At 36.9% G+C, this 17,408-nt stretch carries 14 protein-coding genes; all 14 read right to left on the bottom strand.

The genetic code is table 11. The features are described from left to right. Positions 1-8: 8 nt before the first annotated feature. On the bottom strand, positions 9-536 hold the full coding sequence (locus ICN24_RS03020) for a hypothetical protein (protein ID WP_216221248.1): 528 nt from the start codon (positions 534-536) through the stop codon (positions 9-11). Then, entirely contained in the window at positions 533-1,801 is a 1,269-nt protein-coding gene (locus tag ICN24_RS03015; RefSeq protein WP_216221247.1) for an NAD(P)/FAD-dependent oxidoreductase, read from the bottom strand. Before ICN24_RS03015 ends, ICN24_RS03020 begins: the two co-directional genes overlap by 4 nt. Next, positions 1,798-2,739: an NAD(P)-dependent oxidoreductase gene (locus ICN24_RS03010; protein WP_216221246.1), complete on the bottom strand. Its 942-nt coding sequence runs from the start codon at positions 2,737-2,739 to the stop codon at positions 1,798-1,800. The genes ICN24_RS03015 and ICN24_RS03010 overlap by 4 nt, the downstream gene beginning before the upstream one ends. Beyond that, on the bottom strand, positions 2,736-3,158 hold the full coding sequence (locus tag ICN24_RS03005) for a WxcM-like domain-containing protein (RefSeq protein ID WP_216221245.1): 423 nt from the start codon (positions 3,156-3,158) through the stop codon (positions 2,736-2,738). The genes ICN24_RS03010 and ICN24_RS03005 overlap by 4 nt, the downstream gene beginning before the upstream one ends. After that, complete coding sequence (rfbG, locus tag ICN24_RS03000) at positions 3,140-4,243, bottom strand: CDP-glucose 4,6-dehydratase (protein ID WP_216221244.1); 1,104 nt, start codon at positions 4,241-4,243, stop codon at positions 3,140-3,142. The genes ICN24_RS03005 and rfbG overlap by 19 nt, the downstream gene beginning before the upstream one ends. Before the next feature lie 15 nt (positions 4,244-4,258). Beyond that, a complete protein-coding gene (gene rfbF, locus ICN24_RS02995; protein ID WP_216221240.1) occupies positions 4,259-5,029 on the bottom strand; it encodes a glucose-1-phosphate cytidylyltransferase in 771 nt (256 codons plus the stop codon). After that, entirely contained in the window at positions 5,026-6,849 is a 1,824-nt protein-coding gene (locus tag ICN24_RS02990; RefSeq protein WP_216221238.1) for a hypothetical protein, read from the bottom strand. Before ICN24_RS02990 ends, rfbF begins: the two co-directional genes overlap by 4 nt. Next, positions 6,839-7,738, bottom strand: coding sequence for an NAD-dependent epimerase/dehydratase family protein (locus ICN24_RS02985; protein ID WP_216221236.1), 900 nt, complete (start codon positions 7,736-7,738; stop codon positions 6,839-6,841). The genes ICN24_RS02990 and ICN24_RS02985 overlap by 11 nt, the downstream gene beginning before the upstream one ends. Before the next feature lie 2 nt (positions 7,739-7,740). Then, entirely contained in the window at positions 7,741-11,766 is a 4,026-nt protein-coding gene (locus tag ICN24_RS02980) for a glycosyltransferase (RefSeq protein WP_216221234.1), read from the bottom strand. Further along, entirely contained in the window at positions 11,766-13,121 is a 1,356-nt protein-coding gene (locus tag ICN24_RS02975; RefSeq protein ID WP_255532543.1) for an ABC transporter ATP-binding protein, read from the bottom strand. Before ICN24_RS02975 ends, ICN24_RS02980 begins: the two co-directional genes overlap by 1 nt. Further along, positions 13,111-13,929 (bottom strand): ABC transporter permease, encoded by an 819-nt coding sequence (locus ICN24_RS02970; protein WP_216221233.1) that lies wholly within the window; start codon positions 13,927-13,929, stop codon positions 13,111-13,113. Before ICN24_RS02970 ends, ICN24_RS02975 begins: the two co-directional genes overlap by 11 nt. Continuing rightward, positions 13,929-14,897 (bottom strand): glycosyltransferase family 2 protein, encoded by a 969-nt coding sequence (locus ICN24_RS02965; protein ID WP_216221232.1) that lies wholly within the window; start codon positions 14,895-14,897, stop codon positions 13,929-13,931. Before ICN24_RS02965 ends, ICN24_RS02970 begins: the two co-directional genes overlap by 1 nt. A gap of 210 nt (positions 14,898-15,107) precedes the next feature. Then, the gene (locus ICN24_RS02960; RefSeq protein WP_216221231.1) at positions 15,108-16,190 is read right to left on the bottom strand and encodes a glycosyltransferase; all 1,083 of its coding nucleotides are present in this window, start codon (positions 16,188-16,190) and stop codon (positions 15,108-15,110) included. Between the two features lies 1 nt (position 16,191). Continuing rightward, entirely contained in the window at positions 16,192-17,406 is a 1,215-nt protein-coding gene (locus ICN24_RS02955; protein ID WP_216221230.1) for a glycosyltransferase family 4 protein, read from the bottom strand. Positions 17,407-17,408: the final 2 nt, after the last annotated feature.

The raw sequence follows: 17,408 nt of genomic DNA, 5'->3' as shown, positions 1-17,408 counted from the left end.
ACCCTTAGTTACCGATCAACATATGTTGGGTTAATTCTGAAAACCGTAGCCAAGTAATCAAAAAAATTGTGCATTCGGAGACCTTTAGTGGAAATAGAGGCTTTGCCATCGACTATAGAAATGTTTCCTATTGATACCTGCTCTTCCAGTCTTTTCTCAATTGCAGCATTCTTTATAACAAATTTATCAACAAAATCAATTCTAATATCTTCAGGGGATGCAGACGGATGAGCGGCAAGATAGCCCAAAAAATGTAACGTGATAGACCTATCTATTACAACAGGAAGGGTCATTAAAAATGAATAGCTCAATAAAATACCAATACAAATTGCTGGCAATTTAACGAACAAACCCTCAAGAGCCCTAGCGCGCCAGATGTAGTATGTTGATGTGGCCAAGGCCATCACCCCAAGCAATCGCATACCTTGATAAAAAATAATCTCATTTGGGCTTAAATTTCTTAGCGCTATAAATATTAGTATGTAGACTAGAAAAAATACAAATGAATTTATAAATACGCGTAGTGTATTTTTCATAACTCTATAGCAGCCCTATATCCACTCAACAAACTTTGATTGCTCCATAAATAGTCCCATTCACCAAAACGTCCGCAACTTTTAATTTCTTGAGATTTTAGATAATTCAATACATTATCCCGGTCATTCTCCATCCCGTTGTAAAAAAGAACATTAGCATGTGATATGTGGTGAACCTCCATGAAAAGGATATCCTCCGGTTTGGCAATGCCCAGTTTATGTAAGGCATAAATTGTATTTTGCATTAGATCTTCTTTAGTGCGGATGCCAACGTCACCTAAACTATAAATTTCAAATTGGATGGAGCTACATCCCGGGGGGCAATTGTTGGGTGATTTTACTGAGGGGGAATATGCCCTGCTAGCAAAAATGTCCTCGTCATAAATATAAAACCATAAATGATCAATTATTTTTTTATTAAAGCCAACCGACACCAAATCCATAGATGTTACCTTCAGTTTTTGACTTGAAAAGATAACATCCTCGGGGGCGCCTTTGATAGAATTTACAAGTGTGGGCAGTGGTAAAGTGCTGATTAAATGATCATAAGCCACGGGATCTAAGCTCTCAAAATACAATATTTTTTTGACCGTATCAATCTCAACGATATTAGCATTATTCTCAATAATGCTGTTCTTAATTAGTGGATCTATAAAACTCTTATACCCGCCAGATACCGGATACCTCATTTCTTTAGTGTAATAGTGGTTTGGAGTTTGCTCGGAAAAGGCGCCATATAAAATTTCAGAGAGTCTAGATCGCCTCATCCTATTACCTACCCACGTTATAGAAAGATCTTGTGGCTCAGAACACCAATACTTGCGCGTGTACCTTATTGGATACTTCTCTGAAATTTCAAATCCATACTGGTGATATAACCAATCCCGATAGTTTTCAATGGGCAATTCATCAGGTCTAGCAACATATGACTCTATTAATCTAACCTTCTCATCGGGCTCTAATTTGGATAAATTATTTTGGATTGGATGCTTTAACCACCTTCCCTCGTCAAAACAATACGAATCGGATGGGTGCGTAATGAATGGAGTCTCATCAAAAATCTCCCTCACCTTCGGCTCAGTTGCAAAACTAAGATGAACCGCCTTATCAAAAATGAACCCATTAATAATTAAACTATCAAGCAACCCACCGGAAGTAGAATTTTTTTCAAAAATTATCGACTCTTCTCCCCGCTCTCGTAATCCCAAGGCAGCACCAAGGCCAGCAATTCCAGCGCCTAATATTGCAAATTTAGCTTTTCTCAAGATACGATTCCTTTTTCTAAAGCCAATAGTTTTAGAGTCTCATCTATTGCCTTTTCAAAATTATTTGTAAAATTAAAGCCCTCTTGTTTCAATTTTGAGCAGTCGTAATAAATAGAATTGCCTCTAATGTTATCGGTGTCATTTTTATAGATTTCTAGCTTGACTCCAAAAATACTTTCAAATCTACGGGCAATTAAATTTGCCATATCTATAACTTTTATTGATTCTTCCGCGCCAAGGTTGTATATACCATTCTTAATTCGCTCGTCCAAAAAAAATTCTATGGCAGCAAGAAAGTCATACATAGTTAAAAAATTTCTTGAACTGAGCCCATTTGATCTTAATCTTAAGCTTCCGGAATGGATTGCTTGCCGACATAAGTCATTTACAAGCAAATCCCAGCAAGTATTATTTCCAGGTGTTGGCGGTCCAAATACATTCGCCAATCTTAATATTTTGTAGTTAATAGCTTCACTTTGATTAGCCAAAAATCCAACAGCATTCTCACCGGCACGCTTACTAAATCCATAAGGATGAACAGGATTGGTCCTGCTTTCTTCGTTTATGCAACCCTCAAGTTCACCGTAAACATGTGCGGTAGAGAGGTATACAAATGTCTTAATGCCATTCTTAATTCCTGCCTCCAAAAGATTTGCCGTATGTATAGCATTGAACGTTAATGCTTTAGTCACCGATAGTCCGCAGGCGGATGCATTTAATCCATAAGCATGAATAATGATATCGATTCCTTTTGTAGCGCTATGCATACCACCTGGATCTGACCAATCTGCATTTACTACAGTAATTGGAGCTCCCAGCGGCCGATACAATTCCTCCGATAAGGTAGGTCCAATAATTTTCACCTTATGCCTAACGGAAAGATGCTCAACTAATCTAGCGCCCAAATACCCCCCAGAACCAGTAACTAATACATTCATAACTGTAGAGGAAAGTCTTTTAGTTCTCGATTTTCTGACTCATTTGGGTCATGCTCAACACTAGCAATATTTAATACAAGGTTAAAGCCATCCCCCATACCAGTGAACGCAACCCAAAATCCCGGCGGAATAAATAGTCGGCCATAATTTTCTTTGCCCAGGAGATACACCTGCTGCTCTCCATTCTCATCATTAAGAACATTAAATCTAACAGCACCAATAGGCACTGTTAGATTCAAATACATAGCCTTATGCCTTTTCCAGCCCTTAGTTTCACCATTATTAATGGATGTGAAATAAGCCTCACCAAAGCCCAAATATTGTTCAGAACTTTTCTGCAATATTTTAAATAAATCCCCCTTGGGATGAGAAATTGGTATTAACTTTGTAAAACTTGGTTTTAAAGAGATCGAGTCCATATGGCGCCTCTCTCTTTTCCAAGATTCTCATAATTAGAAATTTGCTGCATCATTTTGCTATATGACGAAGTTGAATCTTTAATATAAGCGCTATACCAATCCCCAACAAAATTTATACATTCATCGTAATCCAATGTTGAAGTCCACTTGAGCTTAAATTGTGATTTTTCACAATTTAATCTTAACAATCCTGCCTCGTGAAATGGGACCCTATCCACAATTTCATACGGAGAAGAAACATCACACAATAACTTAACACGCTCATATAAATTATCAATTACATCTAATACGGTACGACTTTTTTCCGCAGTTGGTCCAAAGTTAAACGATTCTCCACTCAGCTCCATATTCAAAGATAAACATGCCGCCAAAGTCAGATATCCACTAATAGGCTCCAATACATGTTGCCAAGGTCGGGTAGCTTCTGGTGATCTGATTCTTACTGATTCAGATCTCATCCAGCTCTTAATGCAATCCACTACTATTCGATCCGTTGCCCAATCGCCTCCACCAATAACATTGCCAGCCCTACCCGTTGCAATCCGCACTGTCTTTCTATCTTTAAAAAAAGATTCATAAAAGCTGTGAAAAGCTATTTCAGCAGCACCCTTGGATCCGCTATAAATATCCTTCCCCCCAATTTGATCAGTCTCTTTATATCCCCAAATCCACTCGACATTCTCGTAACATTTATCTGAAGTAACTATTACCGCTGAACAGGGATGAGCCACCCTTCTCAGGCAATCAAGAAGGTTTACAGTACCCATAAAGTTTGTACTCATTGTTCTAGCTGGCTCTTGATAGGATGTCGAAACAATCGCCTGAGCTGCTAAATGAAATATAAAATCCGGTCTCGACTCTTGAATAATACGATCAAGCGCATCAAGATCTCTGACGTCCCCAAAGATGTGAGTAATATGCTTTTTAAGATCTGCGTCTACAAATAAAGATGGATTGGTCGGAATACAATCGGAAAAACCAACGACATTTGCACCCAACTTGAGGAGCCATGCTGTTAGCCAGGATCCCTTGAAGCCAGTATTTCCAGTAACAAGAATTCTTTTGCCTCGAAAAATATTAAACATAATTAAAGAAGCGCCTTACCAAATTTTCCAAGGGGGAGAACCTGAAGTCCATAAATCGGACAGATAAATTTTGTCCCTCAAAGTATCCATGGGCTGCCAAAAGCCGTTATGCTCAAAAGCCATCAATTCAGATTCTTCTGCCAGCTTCTCAAGAGGCTCTCTCTCTAAAACTGTTTCATCCCCATCTATATAGTTAAAAACTTCCGAGTTGCAAACAAAAAAACCTCCGTTGATTCTACCTTCAGAACCGGCTGGCTTCTCAATAAAACGCTTAATGCCTGAATTTACAATCTCTAGAGCTCCGAACCTTCCAGGGGGCGTGGCTGCCGTCAAAGTAATAATTTTTCCATGAGAATTATGAAAATCTAGCAGCTTAGAAATATTAATATCCGCCAAACCATCGCCATACGTCAAACAAAAAGCTTCACCCTTGCTTAAATATCTTTTTACCCGTAATAACCTTCCGCCCGTCATCGTTGAGTCTCCGGTGTCCACCAAAGTAACCCTCCAAGGCTCAGCATTACTTTCGTGATATTCAAGGCTGTTATTGGACAAATCAAAAGTAACATTTGACGTATGAAGAAAGTAATTTGCAAAAAATTCCTTAATTACATAACCCTTGTATCCACAGCAGACAATAAAATCATTAATGCCATATGAAGAATATATTTTCATAATGTGCCATAAAATTGGTTTGCCGCCAATCTCAACCATAGGCTTCGGACGAATATCAGTTTCTTCGCTAATACGAGTCCCCAACCCTCCCGCTAAAATGATTGCTTTCATAATTTAACCGCCTGAGAAGAGCTAAATTGAGCAAGCGATAAAATAGTCATCAGAATAATCATAGGAAATATTGAAGTTAAATAATTTACAGAGAATGCAGGAAATGAGGTTGCATCAACAATAATTAATAGCAGTGATCTAGATAAAAAGCAGATCCAAATTACTGTCAAAAATAGGAAAATTTTTAAATTATTTTCCTTGTGCCAAAAAAACCTTATATATAAAATTAGAGATAAAATCAATACAGGAATAGTAATAATTGAATATACCTTATAAAAAACATTATTTAAATAAATATATAAATTATTACTTATTGATTTTGCAATGCTAATATCTACTTTTTTAATATCAATGTCACTAATTAAATTGGTTTCTAATTCATTCATTTTTAGATTTGAATTGTTAATATTTAATACACATTCATTTTGGTAAAAATAATCTAGTTTTATAAAGATATCTCTCTTGTCTATAATATATCTATTATTGGAGCAATCTAATATTGGTTTTCGTACAATTTCTTGATCCATCTTAATGGTTAAGCCATCTATAGCATCAGATTTTGTCTTTAATGCCAATGGCCTGTTCAAGAAATTTAAATAATTTTCATACATAGGCATGGGTCCAGAACTATAAATATTTGTAATTTCGCTATTATTATTTTTAAAAGAAATTGCATCAAAGAACAAATTAACAGACTCTATAATTTTTAATGGGATTAACTTGCCACCAATAATTGGCAAATTAATAAACTCAGAGGAGCAACTAACTTTTCCTTGGTTGCAAGCTATTGAAACCTCTTCATAAATTTTTTGATAAAAAATTTCGGAGTCTTTATGTGACTTATAGAAGCCGGCCACAGAAACTGCGTCCCGAAAAGCCCACATAAACCAACCTCCAGCATAATCTTTACAATAAACATCTTGCTTATAGTAATCGCATCCAGCCTTAATCCAACCTCGACCATCCCCCTCAAGGAAAAATTTCAATTTTCCAAAAGATGGGCTTATTTCATATAGGATATTTCTCTTTTCTTGGGATACTGGAATAAGTGCAATATCGTTCTTAGTCTCAATCGTCTGAATTTTGGCATACGCCTTTGAATACCAGCTATTTTTTGTTTCATTAGCTCCAAAATAGCCATATTTATTATAATTTACTAATGAAAGTATTAGCGTAAAAATGAAAAAGGTAGTTAAGACAATAAATATATTAAATATCTTATTTTTATTAAATGTTACTTTATTTTCAGGAGAAATTATTATAATAAATATAAATGCTGGAATAAGCCAAAAACCTTCCTCTCTAGTAAACCAAAAAATAAATAATATTATCCCAAGAAATAGTGATTTATAAATCCTATGTGAACCTGAACTATAGAATAAATTAAATGATGCTGAAATTAATATTATAAATTCTCCCCAATAAATATCATCCCTCAATACTCGAAAAGGATGCAGTGCCGGGTGAAATAAAACTCCAACACCAATGGCAAACAGAAATGACTTGCCCAGACCATACCTAGCCAATACTTTGATTAAAAAACCAACTGAAACTAGATTGAAAACTGCAACTGATATTTGATAAGGCAAACCACTAAGATGACTTAATAATAAAAATGCTGGAAATATTGGCCCCTTAATTAGAGTCATATGACTATATCCCCCCAACCACCCTCCATGCTCCATAGAGATTGCCGTGCGCAGAAATAAACCATCATCATGGCCGGCGAGTGGAATCAACTGAATTGGCAGGTTCGCACTAAAAATTATATAAATGGCAACCACTAAAAGCAGCAAAATTTTTTCAGAATTAATTTTCATCACTAATCCAATTAAAAGTTTTAATGATTCCCGCTTTAAGATTTACCTCAGGAGCCCAACTCAGCTCACTTTTTGCAAGGGATATATCCAAAAAACTATTTTCTAAATCAGTATCTACTGGTGGAACATCAACTATTTTGGCTCTTTTCCCTACAATAATTTCAAGGAGTGAAGTTAATTCACCAAGCCCTATAGAGCCACCTCCTCCTATATTAAAAATATTTTCCTTTCCCTCATAAGACAACGCGCCATGAAAGGCATTCGCTACATCATCGATATAGACGTAGTCTCGTCTTGAATTTCTATTTCTCAGATATAAAGTTTCTCCGTTTGCAATTTTTCTAAGAAAAATTGGTATAACACCCTGAGATCCATTTAGATTTTGGCCCTCTCCATAGGGATTAGCCACTCTAAGAATGAGCACTTTTGTAAGAGAATTTGATAAAGATTCCAAGAAATATTTCTCAAGCAACATTTTTGTAAGTCCATATATTGACCTAGGATATAACGCCATGCCCTCTTTAAAGGGTGGGATATTATGGGCTCCGTATATAACGCCTCCCGAGGAGGCGAAGATTAGTTTTTTAACTTTATTAGCTCGACAAAAATTTACTATTAATTTAGCATTTTCAAGATCAATTTTGATCTTTTCTTCATCGAGGTTAAATTGATCCAATGATGTAGTTGCGGATGAGAGGTATATGATTGCTTGAATTTTCCTCCCGACCAGCAAATCATTAATGTTTTTAACATCACTACTAACAATTTCCACTTCTCGTAGAAATTTATTGTTTGTGGACACTTTATCGAAGGCAATTACTGGGCCTTGAATTTTTCTTAAAATAGATCTCCCAATAAAACCGGACGCCCCTATAACCAAAGTAGTCATATTTATCGAATGTTAGTCAGCAATGAAATTACGGCATTTTTAAATGAAGTCATTGAAAAATTTTCTAAAAACACCATCTGACCATTTTTGATAATTTTATGGATCTCATATTTATTTGATAGTATCAGCCTTAATTCCTCTAGTAATCCGATACTATCCGTTGATTTCGCAATAAATCCTGAATATCCATTTTTTAGATATTGACTAGTACCAACGCTTGGCGTTACCAAAATTGGCACTCCGAGAGCCAGTGCATCTAATGACACGAGCGGCAATGTGTCATCCCTCGATGGAATAATCACCAAAAAAGATTGTTCCAGTAAACGTAAATATTCTTCATGACTGACATTTTGATGCAGTGAGATAAAACGCAAATTAGCACATATTTTCTTCAATTTATCGTAATAATCTACATCTAGAGTTCTTCCATAAAATTCTACAAGAATATTTTTGGTTAAATCTTCTGTTAAATTACCAAGCGCATCCAGTAGCAGATCTTGCCCCTTACGATACTCATAAGAGCCAAATATGCGTATTATATGAGGGGGGCTATTATCTTTAATTTTGATTAAATCCTTGGTTAAAGCTTCAATGCCATAAGGAATTATATTCACATCGGATGTATTTCTATACTGCTTTAAATTTTCATACGCTCTTTTACTACCGCAGCAAAGCCACTTTACAGAATTAAGTATTTTTTTAATTTCTTGATTTTCTTCAATTAATCGAACAGCATAATCAGACTCATGGATATACCAAAAGATATCTACATGCTGAAAAAGTCTAGAAATAGGCCTCCAGACCACAATAGTATTAAAAATAATTGCATCAAAATTTTTAGCAAAATCAAAAAAATTGCTTGATTCGCTAATACATAACTCATCAACAATAACGGTAACCCCAAGTAACTCAAGTCTTTTGCGCATTGGACCATCCGAAGGGGATGTAACAACTACAAACATCTTTGAATCCATAAGTATTTTTACCAAATCATAGACAATTTTTGGAGCACCAGATTCCGATAAATCATTAGACACAATCAGAATGTCTTTTTTTAAATTTTTTGCCATAGATTTACAGCCAATAAATATCTCATAGGCTTCTTGAGAATCATGGTACAAATTATTACGCATAGTATTTGTAAAGTATGGATCTGAACTTATGTAGTGTGGCCAAATTTTTAATAGGCTTATGTCAGACTTATCCTTCGCAAACGGGTTTTGGTTGCTCTTAACTTCATCACTACCCAGCGACATGTGTCCAATATGCATTAGCTTGGCATATGGTGTGTACACGCAAGTATATCCACGGCTCCTGACTTTAAAACATAAATCAACATCAGAATGATTAATCGGAAAGTTAGTCGAATCAAACCCCTTAATTTCTTCAAATATTTTCTTACTAATTGCTAAACAGGCTCCGCATATAACCGATACCTCTCTCGCAGACTGGGCAAAGTTATAGTGCATGGTTGTTTGCTCTGGAAGCGAATGGAATGCTGTGCCAACCAGTCTCCTGGTGCCAACGACCATACCAGCATGCTGAATGGTGCCGTTCTCATAAAGCAATTTGGGTCCAACCACTCCAACCCCGGGCACCTTCAAGTACTCAAGAAGAGCCTCAATCCAATCATCAGAAATTATTCGAACATCGTCATTTAAAAAAATGAACTGAGACCCATTTGCAACTTCAGCGCCGGCATTACATTTATCAGAAAAATTATATTTTTTGTCATACGTCACAAAAATAACCTTTGATTTTTTATATTCCCCTGAAAATCTTTTGATTATTTTTGAATTAGTTACAACAATAATTTCATAAACTTTATATAAGGTCTTTTCTTGAACTGATCTAATTACCGCCTGAATGTTAACTGCGTTATCAGAAGGTATTATGATTGATACAAAATCATTAAAATTTGTTGTATCAAATAAAGCTCGATTGGCGTGAATCAATGGAGTAGCTATTGCTTTCAAGCCCCTCCTATCCATTGCATTTTGTAGGGCGGCTATGTTTGTAATTCTAGCAAGAGGCTTACCGCCGGCTGCAGCTGAAGAGTCGAGCATCCGCCATCCATATAAAACTTTTTCAACATGTATTATTGTTCGAGCCTTTTCGGACGCTCTTAATGCTAAATCATAGTCCTGTGAAAAATCATATTGCGATCTAAATCCACCTATAGATTTAACTATCGATGTCCTGTAGACACAAAAATGCCCCAAATACATACAATTGAATAAAAGGATTGGACTCCATTCTGGCTTGCAAAATATCTCTACTGGCTTTCCATCTTTATCGATCTTACATTCATCTGAATACAAAATATCTACATCGGGAGTGGTCGAGATCTCTCTAATCATAGTCGCAATAGCGTCATTTGTAAGGAGATCATCATTATCAAGAAGACCAATAAAATCACCCCTAGAGATTTCCAATGCAATATTAGTTGCACTAGATATGCCTCTATTTTCTTTTGAGAATTTAACTTTAATTCGAGAGTCTTTTTCTGAATAATCTATTAACAGCGCTCGAACTAAATCATCATTGGAATTGTCATCCACAATTATTAGCTCCCAGTCGGAACTTGATTGACCAATAACGGATTCAATTGCAGCACTTAGAACACTTATAGGAGGCTTATATACGGGCATTAATATCGAGATAATCGGAGATTTATCTTGCCTCAAATTAATATCAGCTGCAGATAAGAATCTGTCTTCTACTTCTTGTAGTTGAGATTTGATACGGACATTTATTGGATAACAGTCATTTGGTAACAATCCGCCTATTATTGCCCGGGATTGCAGCTTCTCGTATATGGCACTTACACCACCCTCTCGAAATATACGAACTACTTTTTTAATAAGCTTATATTTTTGACCGTGATTTTTTTCAAGCTCTACTTTTATAAGCTTAAGATATTTCAAACTTTCTGTACTAAGTAATGAAGCTTTTCTTAAGGATGCAGTAATTCTCCAGCTTTTTGATGCATAAATATTTCTAATCCTTGAGTCTCTTTCGCATAGCGCATCATGATAATCATTAAGCTGCTGATCTCTTTGTTTAATCGTGGCATCTGCTTCTTTTAGCTGCTGATCTCTTTGTTTAATCGTGGCATCTGCTTCTTTTAGCTGCTGATCTCTTTGTTTAATCGTGGCATCTGCTTCTTTTAGCTGCTGATCTCTTTGTGCAAGCAGCCATTTAACGTTGTCAATTTTTCTATTGGGATCCGATTCAATTAGAGACCAAATATTTCTATCCTGGGTCACCTCCAGTAAATAATCACGATTGGCAAGACTTTTATGTCCCGCCACCACAAACTCATCCTCCCCGACCACTACTCTTTTCCCAATAGAGTTTTTTTGAGACCCTTTTCTTACAGCGCAAAGAGAATTACGAAACTCAATAGAAGAAATTGTTAATAATGCATCTTCATCAATATCAACATTATATTGCTTCGAAAATGAATCAAATATTTCTTTCGCGGAGTAGTCAACGCCCCAATGTTCGTAATTTATAACATCTGAGAGCATTTTGAGGAATGACAACGAACTGTTAGGATTGAATAACCCTCCATCAAACTGACTCCAATAGCTACAGTGCAAATCTTCGATTACATAGAGCCCGCCGTCTTCAAGTGCCGGGAAAAGATGAAGGAATGTTCTTACAATATCCGCTGAACTATGTGAGCCGTCATCAATTATCAGATCAAATTTTTTACTCTTATTAAAAAGGGCGGCTTTTGTTGATTCTAAATTTATATCCCCAATTATTACGCTAATTCTAGAATCATAAAATATTAGCTCTGAGCATTTATTATTAACATCACAGCCTATTATGGTTTTTGCTCTTTTAAAATATTTAGAATAAATTTCTAATGAGCCACCATTCTGAACTCCAACCTCTAACAGGTTAATATCTAAATCTCTGTATGGTAAAAAATATTTTTCGTACTCAGCCAAGTATGAACTCCACTTATCCGAAACCTTACCATGATGGGACATTACCAAATCAACATAGGACGCCATTAAACTTTCCTCATTCCAATATCAATAAAAGCAATACCGACTAATCCATAACGAATATTTTGACTGGAAACCCTAAGTATTGCGGCCTCATGAAGCCAATGATGTTGAATATTATTCTGTAAATTTCCATCTGCCAAAGAAGTCATTACCGTATAGTCTCCATCGGGAAGCATCGGCAACTTAAAAATAAATTCTGCCTCTATATAATCACCAGATTTAACTGCCTGAATCGGCTTTTCCATGGTGCAAGTAAAAGTATTCTCGCCGAATAAATCTTGGCCGAGCCTGTCTCTTACTAAAAACCCAATAATTGGGCTTTCCATTTCTTGATATATCCTTGCGCGAATTCTTAATCTCACAACCTCCCCGCCCCTGAAAATTGAACCATGCATAAATTCTCTTGGTATAAATTCAACTTCGGTAATTTCCCCACAACCAGTTTTCCATCCATTAGATTCGTTTAAATTGTTGTATGGAGAAAAAATGCTTTCATACATAGAAAGATATTTATCTTCTGCTGCATCAATCTTGGAGGCCTTGCGGTTGGGCTTAATGGATGTATGAGCTCCACACTCATCAGCAAGGGTTTCTCGAAAAGAGTGCTCTAAATATTCTTCTGCAATTTTTCGTGATGGACCCTCACTCCTAATAATGCCATCCTCAAGCCATATGACTCTCCCGCATAAATTTTGGATTGAGGCCATATCATGACTTACAATAATCAAAGTTCCAGTTTCTCTGAACTTTCTAATAAATCGCATGCACTTTTGCGTAAAAATTGCATCCCCTACTGCAAGCGCCTCGTCAATAATCAAAATATCAGCATCGACATGAGCAATAACCGCAAAGGCCAAGCGGACAATCATTCCACTTGAATAAGTTTTTACAGGTTGGTCAATAAATTCACCAATATCTGCAAACGTGATGATATCGCCATATCGATCTTCAATCTGTGTCTTAGTTAGTCCTAAGAGGCTGGCATTTAGAAAAATATTTTCTTTTCCAGTAAATTCAGGATTGAATCCGGACCCCAATTCAAGTAAAGCCGCAATTCGACCGCGAGTAAATATGTGCCCATCAGTAGGGTTAATAATTCCGCAAATCAGTTGAAGTAAAGTTGACTTACCGGAACCATTGCGTCCAATTATTCCCAATGTCTCATTTTTTTTTATATCAAAACTTACATTTTTCAGGGCCCAAAATTCATTGAAGTAGCTAATGCCTTCTCCGAGCCCTACGATTGACAATAATTTTGGGATCAGGAATTGCTTTAATCTGTCAGAAGGCTTGCGATAAATTTCATATAGCTTACTGAGGCCACGCACTTCAATTGCCATTCCAACACTAGAGAACATCAGCAAATCCTTTTCTGGTTTTTTGAAACCAAAAGAATCCAATGCAGGCAAAAGAAAAAGATAGAAACAGCCAAATTGAGAAGCTATTTAAGTCGGGCGTATCACCCCAGTACATAACCCCCCGTAGCTGCTGCACCTCATAAGCCAAAGGATTAAATTCCAAAAAAAATCGATACTGAAATGGAATAGCGGTAATTGGGTAAAAAATTGGGGTTATAAACATCAAGACAGTTGTAATAATACCAACTGCTTGTGAGATATCTCGAATATAAACTCCAAGAGAAGCGAATATCCATCCTACGCCAACGCTAAAAAATATCAAAGGCAAGATAATTATTGGCACCCAAAATATAGAGTACGGTGGCAAACCAAATAAAATAAAATAGGCGGCCAACCAAACAATAAAGCTAATGATTGCATGAAATATTGATGAGCCTATGCTTACCCAGGGCAATATTTCGAGGGGAAAAATTACCTTCTTTACGTAATTTACATTTGACAATATTAATCCTGGCGCTCGCAAAAAACATTCAGTAAAAAAGTTGAATGCTATCAATCCCGCAAATAGCACTAAGGCAAATTCTGTTCTAGAGTCACCCCCCCCTTCCCAACGAGATTTAAAAATTTCACTAAATACGAATGTATAAATTAATAGAAGTATTATCGGATTAAAAATTGACCAAAATATACCGCCAAAGGATCCTCGATATCGACCCTGAACCTCTCGCATGACTAAGGATTTTATAAGTAACCGGTTTTTCCAAAAACTAAGGACCATTTCTTTTGGAGAAGTTGGAAAAATTTGCATCAGATTTTCTTAATCAATTCGGCCAAAACCAAACTAAAGGTTCCACGCCTCGTTTGGCGATACAAACCGCAAACTTGCATCAAGCGAATCCGATCTATGAGTCGAGCTTCTCTTAACAATACAAACATTTTTAAAGTATCCTTATTATTTCTCACGAGCAAGTGATTCACTTGTTTTAGCGCTTCAATGTTTTGCGTATTCCACCCCTGAAAGCGCCCCCGTAACAACATCCATATCCGCTCCATCTTCGCCGGAAACGAGTTATTACCACCCACTAAAGCAAATTCATGTTGCCTATAAAGCAATTGCGGTACGTTATCGTAAAAAACCACCCCCTCAACCCCTGATATGAGCTGGTATAGCCACCAGTCATGAGATGGCACATCAACCGCTCCCACTTTTTCAATTAAATCTTTTGCTGATTGATTAAAAACCATCGTATTACCGCCAGCAATACTTTGTACTAAGGCATTTCGAAAGCTCGGCGGAAACACAAAGAGCGGTGACACACCACATGGTTTTAGATTCTCGGTAACGTATTTAGTGCGGCCGCAATAGAGGTAAGGCACCTCGGCAGATTGATTGGTAATAATATTGGTAAGTGCAACCTCTAACTTGCTAGGCAACCACACATCATCTTGATCACAAAAAGCATAGTAATCTGCTTTAATTTGTGGATCACAGGCAAGGGATAAAAAATTCTGGCAAAAGCCTTTTTGAGGGCCACTGCGAATAGTGAGTTTTCCAGAAGACCATTTAGCTTGATATTGCTGCAGTATTTCTAGGGTTTGGTCAGTAGAGCCATCATCACTGGCAAAAACTATCCAATTTTGATGAGTCTGGCTTTCCAAAGAATCGAGCTGCTCAGCCAAAAACCGTGCCCCGTTATAGGTACATAGCAATATAGCCACCAACGGTATATCGGAAACAGAGCTCAAATTGGATTTTTTTTCAATAAAATCAGTCATTTACGACAATTTTCACCCAATTTTGACCAATTTATTGACAACAAAGCCGCTCCAAAGGGATTTGACCCTATTTATATATGGCAATTATAACGATTGGGGGGGTAACTTAGTACTTATCCGAACAAATTCACAGTAAATCCCACTATTTTAGGGAGCAGGACTGCTAATACCGTTTATCGCTTACAAACAGGCAACCCCAAATACGCCACTCTAGCGACCAAGCCAGCCTGGTGTTTTGAATCGAACAATCGCCCAATATAGCCATAGATATGTAATGCAGAATAGGAGCGTTGATAACTGCAAAAGCACTTTTGATTGCCAAAATAAGATTGCGGGCATGATAGCCAAGCTAGTCAAAACCCATAAATACGGTGAGGTTCTTGAATTTTCCCTCAATAAATCCTCCTCGTTCTCACTTGTTGGGTCGCATACAACCCTACGAAATATCATTTGGTGCAAGTGATTAGCATCAGGCATTCCAGGATGAAGGCGTTTTACAAGTCTTCTATAGATTGTGAAAATCGTTTCGAATATTGGATAAATGCAAATGAGTACTGGAAACCATTTAGATACAGATGGATTGCGCGTAACTAAAAGCACGCAAAGCTCAGCAATCCAAAACCCGATGAGATAAGCGCCGCCATCACCTAAAAAGATAGATCCCTTAGGGTAGTTCCAAAATACAAAACCAGCGATTGCTCCTATCGCTGCAAAACTACTCAATAAGATACCGTAATCCCTTACCTGATATGCAACATAGGCGATGGAAAACAAAATCATTAACGAAACTATGCTTGCAAGACCATTAAACCCATCAATTAGGTTAAATGAATTTGCTACCCCGGCTACTGCAAAACACGTGAAGACAACAGAAATGATGGGGATAGCCAAAAAGAAATCAAGGCCAACTATTTGAATATCCGTTAACCATGCATTAAGCCAAAAGCCTGCCAACCCCGCTGAAAGCGAAGTTAAAAAAAGCCGCGTCTTTACTCCGACTTTCTTAGTCAGATCCTCAATAAAACCACCTATAAAAGCCGGTAATGCAGCGAATGTCAAAATTACGCCTACATTAAAAGCCTTATCATCTGGACTGAAATATCGAATCAGTATCCCTGAAATTATTCCCAAAAAAACAAGGGCGCCGCCAATTCGAGGCACAACAGTGGTATGAAATTTCTGAATACCAACTAAATCGAGATCACCCGTAACACTTTGATGTTTTTCTTGGTAACGCAGAACAAAAAATCCAGTAACCAAGGAAACAATAAAAGCAGAGAAAATTGTCAGCATATTAATTACTCAATTCTTTAGACATCTTCACTGTTTTCAATATTTGTTTGGCAATAGCTTGAGGTTGATAGTTTTCATCATAGTATTTTCTTGCCAGTATTGATGAATTTTCGGGAATTTTATCCACAAATGAAATTAACTCTTTGGCTAGCGCAACTGGATTATTTCCAACCAATCCGAGACCAGAATTATTAATAATGCCCACCAAATCATTATTCGCATTTACACATGCGACAACCGGTAGCCCAGCCTCCAAATAAGAAATGAATTTACCTGGGATATTATGGCTCTGGTGACTTAAATCCAAAAAGACCAAGCCGGCAACGGACTGTTGATAGTACATATTAAGAGTGACCAAATCCATCTCGTCCAACATCAAAACGTTAGTCAAGTCATTGAAATCAATGAATTCTTGTAACCAAACCTTCTTAGAGCCACGGCCAATGATCAAAAAACCGATTTGATCATTATTGCGTAAGCAAGAAAGCAGTTGAGCTAGATTTTTAACCCCCTGCGCTTCGCCTAAATTACCCGCATAAATCAAAGTTTTTTTTCCGGCCAATTTAGTTCGGCTGAGATTGGTATGAGAATTTTCTAAATCTAAAATTTTAAATTGAGTAGAAATTGATGGCATCCAATTTGGTAAAACTTCTAGCTTTTGCAGGCTAGGTAATTCTAAATTCTCAAGATAAATGCGATTGCCGGATGATTGAACCCCAATAAAATCAGCCTGACGGTACTGATAGAGCTCAAACCATCTTAACAAGTAGTAACTTAGCCCCTTTCTCATCAGGCCAAGATCAACTAGCCACTGGGGAACAATATCTCGCAAGATTAAATAGCTAGTATTGCTAGCATGCTTTAAACTCTTAACAAGTCCGCCAAAGAATATCGAAGGTGAATACCAAATAATTAAATCTGGAACATAGGATTTATAACTTGTATTTTTTAGTGCTCGAGGTAGCTTAAAAAATAAACTAAGTTCTTCAATACCGCGCAACAATTTAATCTGAGACTTAATTTCACCGCAACGCAATCTTAAAACTTTGAATGCGCCAAAATCCTCCTCAAGAGAAGGATCTTCTATACCTGATGATGGGGTAATAACAAGGACCTCATGGTCTAAAGCAGCCAATGCCTCAGCCAAGGAAAATACCAACACTGCTGCAGAATTTTTTAGCGGCGGAAATGAATCAGCAATGATAGTGATACGCATAG

The organism is Polynucleobacter sp. UK-Kesae-W10, from assembly GCF_018881575.1.
Classification (GTDB): domain Bacteria; phylum Pseudomonadota; class Gammaproteobacteria; order Burkholderiales; family Burkholderiaceae; genus Polynucleobacter.
Note: the sequence above shows the minus strand (reverse complement) of the source record. Positions and strands in the feature narration are given on the sequence as shown.